We start from the raw sequence: 15,173 nt of genomic DNA, 5'->3' as shown, positions 1-15,173 counted from the left end.
CTAACGGGTTTTTTTATCAAGAAAATAAATTAATAGGTATAGCAAAATTTGATTTTAAATGCGATAAATATTGTTATACAAATTTTGATTCTGCTAGAGTAATTTATTTAAAAAAAGATTGTTTAATATATAGAAATCTATTTAAAAATTAGAACTTTTCCCCCGCTAGCGCGAGCGTCTCGCTTGTGCCTTTAAAGGAGTCGGAAACGAATGAAAGATGTTGTCTTGTTGTACTTACCTTAAAATCTTCAACGGGTGCATTTATTCAACTTTACGGACACAGATTGCAAATCTGCGCTAACGGATAACTTTCTATTGTTTAAAAATCGGAGATAAAAAAGATGATTAAGAGGATATTTACAACCTTGATTATAGTGTTGGTTTTATATTGTTTTTATAAACCATTTGTAATTCAATTAAAAAGTTATGAAACCTTTGGTTCTTTTAACTTAAAAAAGGGCTCGGTTTTTAAATTAAAAGATTACATAAAAACGGATAAAACGGGACAATATAATATTTATTTAGTTTTAGAAAATGAAGAATTGAATAACTTAAATATTGACATTCCAAAATGGAAAGTACTAAAATGTGAAGACAAACAAGTAATATTTGATTTGTTTAATTCTGAATTGAAATGTACAGGTTCAGACGTGTCAACAATAGAAAGTAAAATATATGTTTACTCAGAAAATAAATTAATATTCGAAAGTGAAATAGTGCTGGATACAAATTCAATAGGTTTGCAAAATAGAGAATCAGGTTGGACAAAGCCTGTAAATGACAAAGAATTTATAAATATTTTTAGCCAGTTTAAACGTTATAATCTCCCTGTTTTAATTATTTATTAAATGAAAAAAACGTTTAAAATAACTTTGGTACTGTATAACATTTTTATTTTGGTGATAATTTTTAAATCCTTAGATGGCAGTATAACATTTGGACACGGATTAGGTGATTTATATTATCTAATTTTTGGATTATCAAGTTTTGTGCTTGCTTTCATAATCTTTCTCATTAGAAGATCGAATAATAAAAAAAGCAATTTAACCGCTTTTTTTGGAGTTTCACTTCTAATCATTACTGCAATAGTATTGATCTTAAAAATAACAATTTTACGAGGACCTGAATACCACTCATTTAATAAAGAAAGGATTCATTATGATAGTGGCAAAAGGTTGTATTCAGATTATAGATGATTATGGAAAACATTTTTTTATACAAAAGATAGTTCGCTATATTAAAAAAGGAGACCAGCCTTTCAGCCAATCTCCTTTTCAAAAAATAAAAATGAAAACTACTAATTCCAGCCGCCTCCTAAAGCTCTGTAAACATTTACAAAGGCGTTCATCTGCTGTTTTTTGGTTTCAATAAGTTCGAATTTAGATTCTAAAGCATCTTTCTGAGTCAGTAAAACTTCCATATAATCTGCTCTGGCAGAACTAAACAAGTTGTTTGAGATCTGAATAGATTCGTTTAAGGCATCAACTTGTTTTGACTTTAAATCATAACTTTTTGCTGTATTCTGAATTTTAGACAATTGGTTAGCAACTTCAACATAAGCATTTACTAGAGTTCTCTCATAATTGTAAACAGCTTGAACTTGTTTAGCTCCAGCAGTCAAATATTCTGCTTTTATGGCATTTCTGTTAATCAAAGGAGCAACTAAATCACCTGCTAAAGAATACAATAAAGACTCTGGAGAAGTCAATAGATACTTCATATTAAAAGCCTCATATCCGATTCCGGCTGAAATTCCCAGCGAAGGATAAAATTTAGCTTTAGCGGCTTTAATATCTAGTTTTGCAGCTAACAATTCCATTTCTGCTTTTTTGATATCTGGACGATTTTCTAAAAGCTGAGACGGCACTCCTGCATGAATATCTGCAGGAACTAAACTGCCGAAAGTACTGCTGTTTCTAGCAATCTTTTGAGGAAAACGTCCTAAAATAAAATTGATTTTATTCTCTGTTTCCGTAATCTGCTGCTGAATATCAAACTGAAGACTTTGCGTACTTAATATCTGAGCTTCAAATCGGCGTACAGCCAGTTCGTTTACTCTTGCTGCTTCTTTCTGTATTTTAACTACTTTTAAAGCATTCGTCTGAATATCAATATTTTGTTGGATAATTTCTAACTGATTATCCAATGCTAAAAGTTCGTAATACGAATCAGCAATTTCTGCAATCAAATTAGTAACTACAAAATTCCTTCCTTCAATAGAACCTAGATAACGGTTTAAAGTAGCTTTTTTAGCATTATGCAATTTGTTCCAAATGTCTATTTCCCAGCTTGAAGTCAGCGCAAAACGAAAATTTGGAAGCGGATCAGGAGTTTCTTTGCCCGGCATAATCTCTGTTGTAGCTTCTCCTGAACCTGTACTTGTGTATCTTCCTGATTTAGTAACATCAGCACCAGCAGCAAAACCTACAAAAGGCAAGTATTCTCCTTTTCGTGCTTTTACTTCACTTCTGGCAATTTCAATTTCTTGAAGTGTGATGTTTAGTTCCTGATTGTTTTTTAATGCGATATCAATCAGGTTTTCTAAATTTTCATCGGTGAAATAAGTTCTCCATTTTACTTTTCCAGTATTTAGAGTATCTAAACCACTATCTGCATAGTTTTCTGGTACGGTTTTGTTTTCTGTTTTTTCTACAATAGTTGTCGTTTTACAACCCGCTATGGTGAGTAATACGCAGGCAAGACCTGCGTATTTTATATTTCTGTTATTCTTCATTTTCCTCCGTTTGATTGTTTGTTGAAAAATCATGTACATGATGCATAAAATCATCAGATAATGAACTTTCTTCTTCTCCTTTAATTAGTTTTCGGCCTTGAGCCAATGAACCAAAAATGTAGTATAGTCCAGGAACTATAATTACTCCGAAAATGGTTCCGAAAAGCATTCCGCCAAGCGCAGATCCTCCAATAGTTCTGTTTCCAATTGCACCCGCTCCAGAAGCGAAAATTAACGGAATCAAACCAGCAATAAAGGCAAACGATGTCATCAAGATCGGTCTAAAACGAACTTTAGCACCTTCAATGGCCGCTTCGAGAATGGTCGCGCCCTGCTGGTGTTTGAGGACGGCAAATTCAACTATCAGTACGGCATTCTTACCGAGAAGTCCAACAAGCATAATCAACCCGATTTGGGCGTAAATATCGTTTTGCAAGCCCATCATTTGAAGAATGACAAACGAACCTAAAATTCCAACCGGAATAGACAAAATCACAGAAAACGGAATAATAAAACTCTCATATTGTGCAGCCAATACAAAGTAAACGAAAGCCAATACCACTAAGAAAATATAAAGCGATTCGTTACCTCGTCCAGCTTCATCGTAAGAAAGACCTTCCCAAGCAATATCATATCCTTTAGGCAATGTTTTAAGCGCTGTTTCTTGCACTGCTTTAATGGCATCTGCAGTCGTGTATCCTTTTGCAGGCTGACCCTGAATTGCAGCAGAATTGTACATATTGTAACGCGTGATTTCATTAGGGCCTTGTGTCTTTTTAAGCGTCATAAATGCAGAGTAAGGCACCATTTCTCCGTGATCATTTTTTACAAAGAGATTCAATACATCTGATGGAAGTCTTCTAAATTTTGGATCAGATTGTACATACACTTTAAAGAAACGTCCAAATTTGATGAATCCTTGTTCGTACGTACTTCCAATTAGAATGTTGAGGTTTTCCATTGCTTTACCAATAGAAACGCCTTTCTGCATCGCTAAATCATTGTTTATCTCCAATTCATACTGCGGATAATTGGCAGCGAAGAAAGTAAACAAACCAGAAAGCTCTTTACGTTTGCCCAATTCAGCCATAAACTGCTTGTTGATTTTATCAAATTCTTGATAATTCGTGCTAGTTGTTTTATCTAATAAACGCATAGAAAAACCTCCAGATGAACCAAATCCTGGAATTGCAGGCGGTTCAAAGAACTCTACAACAGCACCCAGATCTTTAGATTTCTTTTCTAATTCTTCCATGATTTCCGTAACAGAATGTTTCCTGTCCGACCATGATTTTAGGTTAATCAAACACGTTCCTGCATTAGAACCACGACCTTCCGTCATGATTTCGTAACCTGCCAAAGAAGAAACCGATTCAACACCTTCAACCTTTTCACAGATTTTTTGAAGTTTTTGTGCTACTTGATTGGTTCTTTCTAAAGTCGCACCAGGTGGCGTCTGAATAATTCCGTAAATAGTTCCTTGATCTTCACTCGGAATAAACCCTGATGGTAGTACTTGATTTTCGATAAAAATAAAAGCGCAGAAAGCAATCAGAATTCCGAAAGTTAAAACTCTTCGACTTACAATTGTTTTTAGAACCACAACATAACGACCTGTAAGTCTTTCAAACCATCTATTGAAAGCGTCAAGAGATTTAGTAAGGATATTTCCTTTTTTCTGTTTTCCGTGATTGTTTTTCAAAAGAATCGCACAAAGAACAGGAGTAAGGGTTAAAGCCACGATTGCCGAAATGATAATCGAACTTGACATGGTAACCGAGAACTGTCTGTAGAATGTTCCAACCGGACCCGACATAAACGAAACAGGAATAAATACAGACACCATAACGGCTGTAATGGCGATAATAGCGCCTCCAATTTCGCCCAATACCAATTTCACAGCCTGATAAGGCGTAATATGCGGAAATTCTTCAAACTTGGCATGGACGGCCTCGACGACGACAATCGCGTTATCGACCACAATTCCGATGGCTAATACTAATGAAAACAGCGTTACCAAGTTGATTGACATTCCAAACATCTGGATCACAAAGAAAGCTCCAACCAAAGAAACGGGAACGGCAATAATTGGAATTAAAGTCGAACGCCAGTCTCCTAAAAATATAAATACCACTAAGGCAACTAAAATAAAGGCATCTCTTAAAGTATGAACCACCTGATCGATAGAAGCATCTAAGAATTGCGAAACGTCATAACTAATTTTATAATCCATTTCCGGAGGAAAACTTGCTTTCATTTCTTCTAGTTTCGCTTTCACGTCATTGATTACGTCGCTGGCGTTACTTCCGTAGTTTTGTTTTAATACAATTGCGGCAGATGGATGACCATCTAGATTCGAATAAATATCAAAGAATTCACTTCCTAGTTCTACTTTTGCAATGTCTTTTAAGCGAATGCTTTCCCCTTCAGAATTGGCACGTACAATTACATTCTCATATTCTTTAGGTTCGTTGTATCGTCCTTTGTATGTTAGTACATATTCTAACGATTGTGCAGCGATACCAGAACTTTGTCCTAATCGTCCCGGACGACCAATAATACTTTGTTCTTGCAAAGCTTCCATCACTTCTTCAACAGAAATTTTGTAAGCTCTCATTCGGTCAGGATTCAGCCATACACGCATCGCATATTTACGGCTTCCTAAAATCTGAGTTCTCGCAACACCTTTAACACGGCTGATTTCTGGAATCATTTTTACATCGGCATAGTTGTAGAGAAATTTCTCATCCATGCTTTTGCTTTTCGAATAAAGATTCACATACATCAACATACTTGGCTGAATAGGAGTAATAACAACCCCTTCACGCTGAACCAGTTCAGGTAATAATGGCATTACCTGATCGACTCTAGTTTTCACTCTAATTACAGCTTCATTAGGATCGGTTCCCGGTTCAAATATGATTCTAAGTGTTGCTTCTCCAGCACTCGTGGCATCTGTTGCCATATAACGAACACCTTGTGTACCGTTAAGCGAGTTTTCTAATGTAATTAAGGTTGATTTTACCAATACATCGGCACTTGCTCCTGGATAAGCAATAAAGATATTTACAGTTGTGGGCGCAATTTGTGGAAACTGCGATATAGGAAGCTGTTTGATCGACAGCGTACCTATAAATACAATTATAATCGAGATTATAATTGCAAAAACGGGTCTATGTATAAATTTATTAAACATTACTTCTTTTTTTAGATTCGGTTATTCTGCATACAGTTCTAAATTGGACAGAACCGATTGGGGTTTTACTACTTCGTAGCTTATTTTGTCATTTTCTTTTACAAGACGAAGCCCCTCTAAAAGGATTTTGTCATTAATAGACAATCCTTCTTTTATTACAAATAAATGCGGCATTTCTGCAGCAATTACAACCTCTCTAGATTTTACAGCATTGTTTTGATCAATTACATATACATATTTTTTATCTAAAACTTCAAACGTAGCTTTCTGCGGAATCAGCATGGCATTTTTAAGTTCTATCGGCATCTGAATGCTTCCTGTTTCTCCGTGTCTCAATAATCTTTTCGGATTAGGGAAAGTAGCTCTAAACGGAATATTTCCAGTTTCGTTATCAAAATCAGCTTCAATGGTTTCTACAACTCCCGGATATTGGAATTTTTTATTGTTAGCCATCAAAAGATTAACTTTCATTTTACCGCTTTTTCCAGTCTTTTCTTGATAATCTAAATATTCAGACTCTGGAACATTATAATATACCCACATTGAGCTATTGTCTGCTAATTCTGTAAGCAATTCTCCTTCGTCAACTAAACTTCCTTGACGAACATGAAATTTATCTATAATACCATCAAAAGGGGCTCTGATTTCAGTAAATTGAAGATGCACTTTGCTAAGAGCCATTTCTGCATTTGCTTTTTCTAATTTAGCTTTAGCCATTGCCAGTTCGTTTGGAGAAACCACTTTTTCATCGGCTAGTTTTTTGGCGTTTTGATATTCTATTGAGCTGAAACTAACTTCTGCTTTAGATTTTTTTAATTCTGCCTCATAAAGAGCAGGCATGATTTTAAATAACAATTGGCCTTTTTTAACCATTTGTCCTTCATCTACATAAATTTTTTCAAGGTAACCGCGCTCTTGCGCTCTTATTTCGATATGTTGTATAGAATGTATCTGCGATACGTAGTCTTTTGTAATAGTAGTATCTTTTTCAATTGGAGTTGTAACCACAAATTTGGTTTTTTCCTCTTTTTCTTCTTCTTTTTTAGAGTTGCAGCCCGCAAAAACTAAGGCGCACAAAGTCATGATCATGAAAATTCTCTTCATAATTATTTCAGCATTAAAACGTAATTTATTTTTGATTTTTAATAAAAGGCCTTTGGGAAAAGCCCATAGAAATTTATATCCGTCTATTTTCTAAAGAATGCAGAGGATAAAAACAGTAAAAAAATAGCCATTAAAGAATAGCTGAATTATAAAAATCAAATTCTGAAAACCTGAAATAACAGATATACTTTATTATCAAGTAAACTGAAAATTTTGCAGTCATTTACCTTTTTGGTAAAAGCAGTAGTAGAAACTGCAGTTTGATTATTGCAGTGAAAAATTAAAAAATAATTGCTTTTGACAATTTGTTTTTGAACAGAAGAAAAGTTCTCTTCGTTTTCTTCATTATCAAAAAGACATATTTTTCTTTTAAAAGATTCAAACGTCCGACCTCTATTTATTTGATGTTCAGTGTTGAAATTGGTTTTGAAAATTAAAGAAGAAGAAAAATCAGTAACCTTTGAAGTTGTAGCATGTGCATAAACATTGCCATATCCATTTAACAGGATGACAATTGAAAGGAAAAGTTTTGTGCACCAATTTTTCATAAGAGTCACAAATTTAAACAATCGATGTCATAAAAACAAAGCTGTTATTTTATTAATTAAAGAAAATACGGTTTTGCTAATAAAGCATCTCAGTAATTTAGAATCTTATTGTTTTTTTGGAATAAAAAAAGTAATACATAATAAAATGTATCGTGATTATATCTGTATAAATGAAAATGCGAATCAAAAAAGGAGAGATTATTTTTACATTCATATTTGAAATTCTTTTATATAACAACTAAATTGATTTTTGTGACTTATAAGAGATCTATTTCAGAACAATTAAATGATTTGCATAAATTGTCTTATTTTTAAATGATTTTGTAGCATAAGTTTTATGATTTTTATTCAAAGGTAATTGTACATTTTAGTCGGAGTTAAGTTTAGATTTCAAAAAGTTTTGGCTGTTTAAGCGGAAAATGAGACATGAGGTTTAAAAAATGAGACGATTTGTAAATTTAAATTGGATAATAATAATGTTCTTTGAGAAATGAACTTTCTTACAATCTTAAAGAAAAGTTCTTGATGAAATTCTTTTCATGATCATTTTCCCGTGTGTTTCTTAATCTATATTATTTCGGCCAAAGCTGAAGTGTCGATTATTTGTTACCCACCTTGTTTTACGAACTATCTAAAAAACTATATATATGTCAGACCATCATTATTCGAGAAGAAAATTTTTAACGAATACTTTATTAGCAACCGCAGCCGCAACTGCTGTACCTGGTTTCTTATTTTCAAATGAACTAAAAATCCCTGGAGGTACTGCAGACAAAGTAAATCTTGCCTGTGTAGGAATTGGTAATCGCGGAGCAGATATAATTCGTGATCTTTACAATACAGGATTGGCCAATATCGTAGCACTTTGTGATGTGGATATGGAAGCGCCTCAGACTTTAGAAATATTGAAGCAGTTTCCAAATGTGCCTCGATTTAAAGATTTCAGACAAATGTTTGATAAAATGGGAAATCAGATCGAAGCAGTTTGTATAGGTACTCCAGACTTTTCGCATTTCCCTATTACAATGATGGCGATAAATCTTGGCAAACATGTCTATGTAGAAAAGCCAATGGCACGTACTTTTAATGAAGTAGAGCTGATGATGAAAGCGGCAAAAAAGCATCCAAAAGTAGTGACTCAAATGGGAAATCAGGGACATTCAGAAGCCAATTATTTTCAGTTTAAAGCTTGGACAGAGGCGGGAATTATAAAAGATGTAACTGCCATTACTGCACACATGAATTCACCTCGACGCTGGCACGGATGGGATCCTAAAATTACTTCATTCCCTCCAGCCGAACCAATACCAAGTACACTCGATTGGCATATTTGGCAAATGCAAACCTACGGACATCAGTTTAATAAGGAATTTGTAAACGGACAATGGCGTTGCTGGTTCGATTTTGGAATGGGAGCGTTAGGCGATTGGGGAGCGCATATTCTAGATACAGCGCATCAGTTTTTAGATCTTGGTCTGCCTTATGAAGTAGAGCCTATTAAATTAGATGGACATAATGACTTTTTCTTTCCGATGTCAACTACGCTTTCATTTAAGTTTCCAAAAAGAGACAACAAACCGCCGGTTGAAATAAAATGGTACGATGGTGTTGATAATCTTCCGCCAATACCCGCAGGTTATGGAGAACAGGGATTAGATCCTAATATTCCGCCACCTAGTAATGGTGCAATTATACCGGCTAAATTAAATCCAGGTAAAATTATTTATAGTAAAGATTTAACTTTTAAAGGAGGATCGCATGGCAGTACCTTGTCGATTATTCCTGAAGAAAAAGCAAAAGAAATGGCTTCTCGTTTGCCTTTTGTGCCGGAAAGTACATCCAATCATTTTGCTAATTTTTTAAAAGCTTGTAAAGGAGAAGAAAAAACACGTTCTCCTTTTGAGATTGGAGGACCTTTAAGTCAGGTTTTCTGTCTGGGAGTTTTAGCACAATGGACAGGAGAAAAAATTGTTTTTGATAGAAAAAATAAAATTATTACCAGCAGTAAAAATGCAAATGAATTGCTTGTTGGACCACCACCACGTAAGGAATGGGAAGAATTTTATAAAGTGTAAATTTTTAGGAATTCGAGAATAGAGAATTAGTGATCAATATGCTATTAAATAAGTCATGGATATTAATTGTTTTTCTAATCAGCCTGACTTCATATCGTCCTGCTGAGTGGAACCGATTTACCATTACCGGTAAGGCGCAAGGAACAACTTACAATATTGTGTATTATGGAAAAGATAGTGTTGTCACTAAGGGAATGATTGATCAAAAATTAATGCAGCTCGACAGTTCACTGTCCTTATATAAAAGCTATTCAAAAATAAATCAGTTTAACAATTCGGAAAAGGGGACTATTCTGGATGATCATTTATTAACGGTTGTCAAAAAGTCATTGATCATCAATAAAGATACAAACGGCCTTTTTGATATAACCGTTTATCCTTTGGTAGAAGCATGGGGATTTGGAAAGACAAAGAATAAAAATGTTCCAAATGATTCTATAATACATTCAGCACAGAAATGTGTGGGGAATGATTTGATAGAATTGAAAGGGAATTATCTTTCGAAGAAAAATCCCTGTGTAAAAATTGATCTCGACGGAATAGCGCAAGGTTACAGTGTCGATATTTTGGCAGATTTATTAGATAAAAACGACATCAACGATTATGTTGTAGAACTAGGAGGAGAGATAAGAGTAAAAGGAGATAAAAAACCTTCTGGGGAAAAAATGAAAATAGGTATTGAATCGCCTTCAGAAGATGAATTTGAAACTCAACCTTTTAATGAAATTATAAAACTTAACAAAGGCGCTATCACAACATCTGGAAGTTACAGGAAGTTTTATGAGAGTAATGGTCATAAAATTACTCATATCATTAATCCTAAAACCGGTTATCCTCAGGATAACGAACTTATAAGTGTCACGGTGTATGCAGAAGACGCTATAACTGCCGACGCTTATGATAATGCACTTATGCTTATGGGACTTGAAAAGGCACTGGATTTTGTAGAAAAAAGAAAAAACTTAGCCGCTTATTTTATTTACAAAAGTAATTCAGGAACTATTTCCAAAAAGGCAAGCAGTGAATTTTTAAAATTAAAAAACAACTAACTATTATTATTTATTAAACCACATGAAACGCAGAGATTTTATATGCCAGACGGGCTTATTTACAACTGGCTTATTGCTGCATCAGCAGATTTTGGAAGCCGCTGTTCTAAATGGAAATAAAAGAAATATTTCTGTCGCAGTAATCGGATGCGGCGACAGAGGAAACGGATTAAGTTTTGTTTTAAAAGAAATGCCGGAAGAGTTTACTCTTAAAGCCGTTTGCGATGTTTTACCGTTTAGGCTAGATCAGGCAAAAACATTGAACAAAACCAGTAAACTTACTTACGAAACAGATTACCGTAAAATCTTAGACGATAAAAAAATTGATGCTGTAATTATTGCTGTTCCATTGTATCTGCATTACGAAATAGCAGCAGCAGCAATCAAGGCAGGAAAACATGTTTATTTGGAAAAAACAATGACCTATAATGCGGATCAGGCACTTGATTTGGTGAATTTAATGAAACAGCATCCGAAACAAGTGCTGCAGGTTGGCCATCAATATCGTTATACGCCGCTTTATTTTAAAGTAAAAGAGATGATTGATAAAAATTATCTCGGAAAGGTTACACAAATTGATTGCCGTTGGGACCGTAATGCAAGTTGGCGAAGACCCGTTCCTCAAGGTTGTACAGACAGACAGATAAACTGGCGTATGTACAAAGAATATTCTGGTGGATTACCAGCAGAATTGCTTTCTCATCAGGTTGATTTTATTAATTGGGCTTTCAACACACATCCAGACGAAATAATCGGTACAGGTGGAGTAGATTATTACAAAGACGGAAGAGAGACTTTTGATAATGTTCAGACTATTCTCCGATACAGCAAAGAAGGTATGATTGGAAATTTTGGAGCTACCTGCAGCAATGCAAAAGACGATTATCTGTTTAAAATTAAGGGAACGAAAGGAACGATTCAGTTATTGGTTGATGAAGGTGTTTTCTTTCCTGAAAAACAGACTAGAAAAGAATTGGAAGTTGTGGACGGCGTTACCGGAGCAACAAAAATCGAATGGAACAACGACGGCGGAATTCCAATTTTGAAAGAAAAATCAAAAGATGGAAGTTGGTATGCACTGCAGGAATTTTATAAAACTATTAATGAAGGATCTCTTCCTGCCTCAAATGTTATTACTGGTGCTACAACGGCTTTTTGCGTTCACCTTATGAATAAATCAATATACGAAGATTCCATTCAGAAATGGAAACCAGAATTTAATCTTACTAATATCTAAACCACATACAGAATGAAACAAATTATAACACTCTTTTTTTTATTTACAGCACTTTTTTGCAACGCACAGTCGGGTAATTGGGAATCATTATTTGACGGAAAAACACTAAAGGGATGGAAACAGCTGACAGGTTCGGCTAATTATAGTGTAGAAAACGGAATGATAGTTGGCACAACCGTAGAAAAGTCGCCAAATTCTTTTCTAGCAGCTGACAAACGAATAACAGGAGATTTTGTCTTGGAATTGGAAACGATGATGTCTGACAGTATCTCGAACTCTGGGGTACAATTCAAAAGTAATTTTGATCCAAAAGCAAATGATGGAAAAGGAAAAGTTTATGGCTATCAATATGATGTAGATCCGACTTCAAGAAAATGGAGTGGTGGAATTTATGATGAAGGAAGAAGAGAATGGCTTTATCCGGTATCAAATAATCCAAAAGGACAGATACTTTTTACACCGAATGTTTTTCATAAAGTCCGTATTGAATGTATCGGACAAACGGTAAAAACATGGCTTGATGACCAACCTGTTTCTTTTTTGGTAGATTCGTTATCAGCAAATCAAGGAATTCTTGCCTTACAAGTTCATGCAATTGGTAAAGCTCAGGATGCTGGTATTAAAATTTACTGGAAAAACATCAGGATTCAGACCAAAAATATAAAAGAAATTCCTTTTCCAAACGGAATTTACGTTGCCGGTCTTGTTCCGAACAAGTTGACTTCTTATGAAGAAAAGAATGGCTGGAAATTACTTTTTGATGGAAAAACTACCAATGGATGGGTTGGAGCTCACAAGAAAACTTTTCCTGATAAAGGTTGGAAAGTAAAAGATGGTATTTTGCAGGTCATGGCATCCAATGGAAATGAATCTACCAATGGGGGAGATATTGTCTCACAAAAAGAATATGAAGCATTTGATTTGTCATTTGATTTTAAATTAACCGAGGGAGCAAACAGCGGTATAAAATATTTTGTGACCTTGAATGAAAAAAGTGATGGCTCTGCAATCGGATTGGAATATCAATTACTTGATGATGAACGTCATCCTGATGCAAAATTAGGAAGAGATGGTAACCGTACACTAGGTTCTCTATACGATTTGATCAAAGCCAAAAAAACACAGCGCTTTTTCCGTAAGCCGGGAAATTGGAATACAGGCCGAGTAGTGGTTTATCCTAATAATCATGTTGAACACTACTTAAACAGTGTAAAAGTATTAGAATACGAAAGAGGCTCAAAAGAATTCCGTGATTTAGTGGCGCAAAGTAAATACAAAGTATGGCCAGATTTTGGAGAAGCGCAAAAAGGACATATTTTAGTACAAGATCATGGAAACGAAGTAAGTTTTAGAAGTATTAAAATCAAAGAATTAAAGTAGATTTAGTTTTTTTAGTATCATTAATTTTCTCGTAATAAATAGGGGGCAAAAGATAACTTTTATCTTTTGTCCCTTTTTGTTGACCCTCAATCACTGCTATTTTTTACTTTTGTAAGGCATGAAATACTTTTAATAAAACACTATGAATACTGCATTTTCTTCTAACAGTCAGGTTGGTTTGGTTACTTCTTTTTCTGAGCTAGTAAATACCCGTTTTAAAGGAGAAATGAATGCGTTGTGTTGGCATAGAAATTTGGATGGCGATTTTAAAGAGATTGTAGCAAAACTGTCTCTAGAAGAAAATATAACAGAAGTATTTCCAGAGGATTTAAAAGAACTTCAACTATCAGAAAAAGGAAATGTAGCAAGAGAAATAATCCTAAATGATTTACAATTATTAACCGATTTTGGAGCTTCACCTTCCTTAAATCTATTGAAGTGTTATGAACGCGATGATGAATTTGATTTCATATCTACCGATGTGTATTCGTTTCATGTTGATCGTTCGCCCATTGCAACAGATACGTTTTTATGCACGTATCATGGAGCAGCGAGTGATATTGTATCGAATTCAGAAGCCGAACAAAAAATCCTTATTCCTGAAATTCGAAAAAAGCTAGAAGAATTGCACGATGGACCATCAGAAGAATTCGAAAGCTTTTTGAAAGAGAATTATTTTGATTTGCATTATCAAATACATGAAAATGCAAAACCTGTAAATTTAGGTTTAATGCATCTTTGGCGCCTTGCCGTAGATCATCCAAAACAAGAAGTGTTACCATGTATTCATCGAGCGCCTGTAGAAAACGAAGGTGAATATCGATTGTTGCTGATTTGCTAAAGAAGTTTTCAGCTAAAGTGTTTTACAACGGGAAAACTGCCAACAGTAAAAGGCTTAAATAATATTTTTACACTTTTAAAAAACTATCGCTCATCGGATATTAATTTTCTGTAAATTTGTTGATGGTCTGAAAAACTTAACCTAGTTTTCTGACTTTGAATTTCTAAATATTCAATACTTCTTTAAAAGCCATAAAAGACTATTTTTTTCTAAAATCTTAATTTTTAATAATTCTATTAATAAGTACAGAAAAGGTGCATACTTATGGAAATTGTATAACAATCCGTCAAAATTTCATGAAAGTATCCTATTTTAACTCTCTAATTTAGCATTATGAAATACAGGAATATTTTATTAGTTGATGACGATACCGATGAGACCGAACTTTTTGGTATGGCAATCCATGCACTCAATCTTAAGATTAATTATTCGGTTGAAAACAATGCACTAAATGCTTTAAAAACGCTGCAGAAATTGAAGAAAAATCCAGATATGATTTTTTTGGATTATCATATGCCATATCTGGACGGACGCGAATTTCTGAAACTGCTCCGCGAAGTAAAAGGACTTGAAAAAACTCCCGTTGTGTTGTATTCCGGACATTCTGGGGATTTAATTAAAGAGGTTGCGGCAAAATTCAAAAAGGTGAAGTTTATGAAAAAGCAAAACAGCTTAAAAGATCTCACTTTTTCTTTGAAAAGTATCCTATTACCGATCGAGATACGTAAATAATCTTCAACGTAAAAATTAGAAATTTTACTTTAAAATCCTGTAAATCACTTTACGGCACGGCATTTGTTGTGTTGAATTAAGTTTAATTGTAAAAAGATATATGAAAATGAAAACAGACAAAATGAACAAAAAATTAAACCCTGCTTTTGGTATTGAATCGAGAAAGAAAAAAGACCTTATAATTAATGTAATGGTAGCATCAATTGTCGCTTTTATTGCTGTAGTGCTAATCTCTGAAATGGCTATAAAGTAAATAGCCAGCAGTTTAAAAATAAAA

General features: G+C 34.3%; 12 protein-coding genes. 8 read left to right on the top strand and 4 right to left on the bottom strand.

What is annotated here, in order from left to right; all coding sequences use genetic code 11:
• Nucleotides 1–341: 341 nt before the first annotated feature.
• Complete coding sequence (locus K6T82_RS11555; protein WP_223706023.1) at nucleotides 342–848, top strand: hypothetical protein; 507 nt, start codon at nucleotides 342–344, stop codon at nucleotides 846–848.
• A 449-nt stretch (nucleotides 849–1,297) separates the two neighbouring features.
• Here K6T82_RS11555 and K6T82_RS11550 read toward each other — a convergent pair whose 3' ends face one another.
• The 4 genes from K6T82_RS11550 to K6T82_RS11535 all read right to left on the bottom strand — a co-directional run bounded on the left by K6T82_RS11550 (nucleotide 1,298) and on the right by K6T82_RS11535 (nucleotide 7,582).
• Nucleotides 1,298–2,734: a TolC family protein gene (locus K6T82_RS11550; RefSeq protein ID WP_223706022.1), complete on the bottom strand. Its 1,437-nt coding sequence runs from the start codon at nucleotides 2,732–2,734 to the stop codon at nucleotides 1,298–1,300.
• Nucleotides 2,724–5,930 (bottom strand): efflux RND transporter permease subunit, encoded by a 3,207-nt coding sequence (locus tag K6T82_RS11545; protein ID WP_223706021.1) that lies wholly within the window; start codon nucleotides 5,928–5,930, stop codon nucleotides 2,724–2,726. Before K6T82_RS11545 ends, K6T82_RS11550 begins: the two co-directional genes overlap by 11 nt.
• A 21-nt stretch (nucleotides 5,931–5,951) precedes the next feature.
• A complete protein-coding gene (locus K6T82_RS11540) occupies nucleotides 5,952–7,034 on the bottom strand; it encodes an efflux RND transporter periplasmic adaptor subunit (RefSeq protein WP_223706020.1) in 1,083 nt (360 codons plus the stop codon).
• A gap of 155 nt (nucleotides 7,035–7,189) precedes the next feature.
• Nucleotides 7,190–7,582 (bottom strand): hypothetical protein, encoded by a 393-nt coding sequence (locus K6T82_RS11535; protein ID WP_223706019.1) that lies wholly within the window; start codon nucleotides 7,580–7,582, stop codon nucleotides 7,190–7,192.
• A gap of 647 nt (nucleotides 7,583–8,229) precedes the next feature.
• Here K6T82_RS11535 and K6T82_RS11530 point away from each other — a divergent pair.
• From K6T82_RS11530 to K6T82_RS11500, 7 genes are all read left to right on the top strand, one after another.
• The gene (locus tag K6T82_RS11530) at nucleotides 8,230–9,657 is read left to right on the top strand and encodes a Gfo/Idh/MocA family protein (protein ID WP_223706018.1); all 1,428 of its coding nucleotides are present in this window, start codon (nucleotides 8,230–8,232) and stop codon (nucleotides 9,655–9,657) included.
• A gap of 38 nt (nucleotides 9,658–9,695) precedes the next feature.
• Entirely contained in the window at nucleotides 9,696–10,706 is a 1,011-nt protein-coding gene (locus tag K6T82_RS11525; RefSeq protein WP_223706017.1) for an FAD:protein FMN transferase, read from the top strand.
• Between the two features lie 22 nt (nucleotides 10,707–10,728).
• Nucleotides 10,729–11,943: a Gfo/Idh/MocA family protein gene (locus tag K6T82_RS11520; protein WP_223706016.1), complete on the top strand. Its 1,215-nt coding sequence runs from the start codon at nucleotides 10,729–10,731 to the stop codon at nucleotides 11,941–11,943.
• 12 nt (nucleotides 11,944–11,955) lie between these two features.
• A complete protein-coding gene (locus K6T82_RS11515; RefSeq protein WP_223706015.1) occupies nucleotides 11,956–13,323 on the top strand; it encodes a 3-keto-disaccharide hydrolase in 1,368 nt (455 codons plus the stop codon).
• 142 nt (nucleotides 13,324–13,465) lie between these two features.
• Complete coding sequence (locus K6T82_RS11510; protein WP_223706014.1) at nucleotides 13,466–14,164, top strand: DUF1826 domain-containing protein; 699 nt, start codon at nucleotides 13,466–13,468, stop codon at nucleotides 14,162–14,164.
• 333 nt (nucleotides 14,165–14,497) lie between these two features.
• A complete protein-coding gene (locus tag K6T82_RS11505) occupies nucleotides 14,498–14,896 on the top strand; it encodes a response regulator (protein ID WP_223706013.1) in 399 nt (132 codons plus the stop codon).
• 106 nt (nucleotides 14,897–15,002) lie between these two features.
• Nucleotides 15,003–15,149 (top strand): hypothetical protein, encoded by a 147-nt coding sequence (locus tag K6T82_RS11500; protein WP_223706012.1) that lies wholly within the window; start codon nucleotides 15,003–15,005, stop codon nucleotides 15,147–15,149.
• Nucleotides 15,150–15,173 lie beyond the last annotated feature (24 nt).

Source organism: Flavobacterium potami, from assembly GCF_020026915.1.
GTDB classification, from domain to species: Bacteria; Bacteroidota; Bacteroidia; order Flavobacteriales; family Flavobacteriaceae; genus Flavobacterium; species Flavobacterium potami.
Note: the sequence above shows the minus strand (reverse complement) of the source record. Positions and strands in the feature narration are given on the sequence as shown.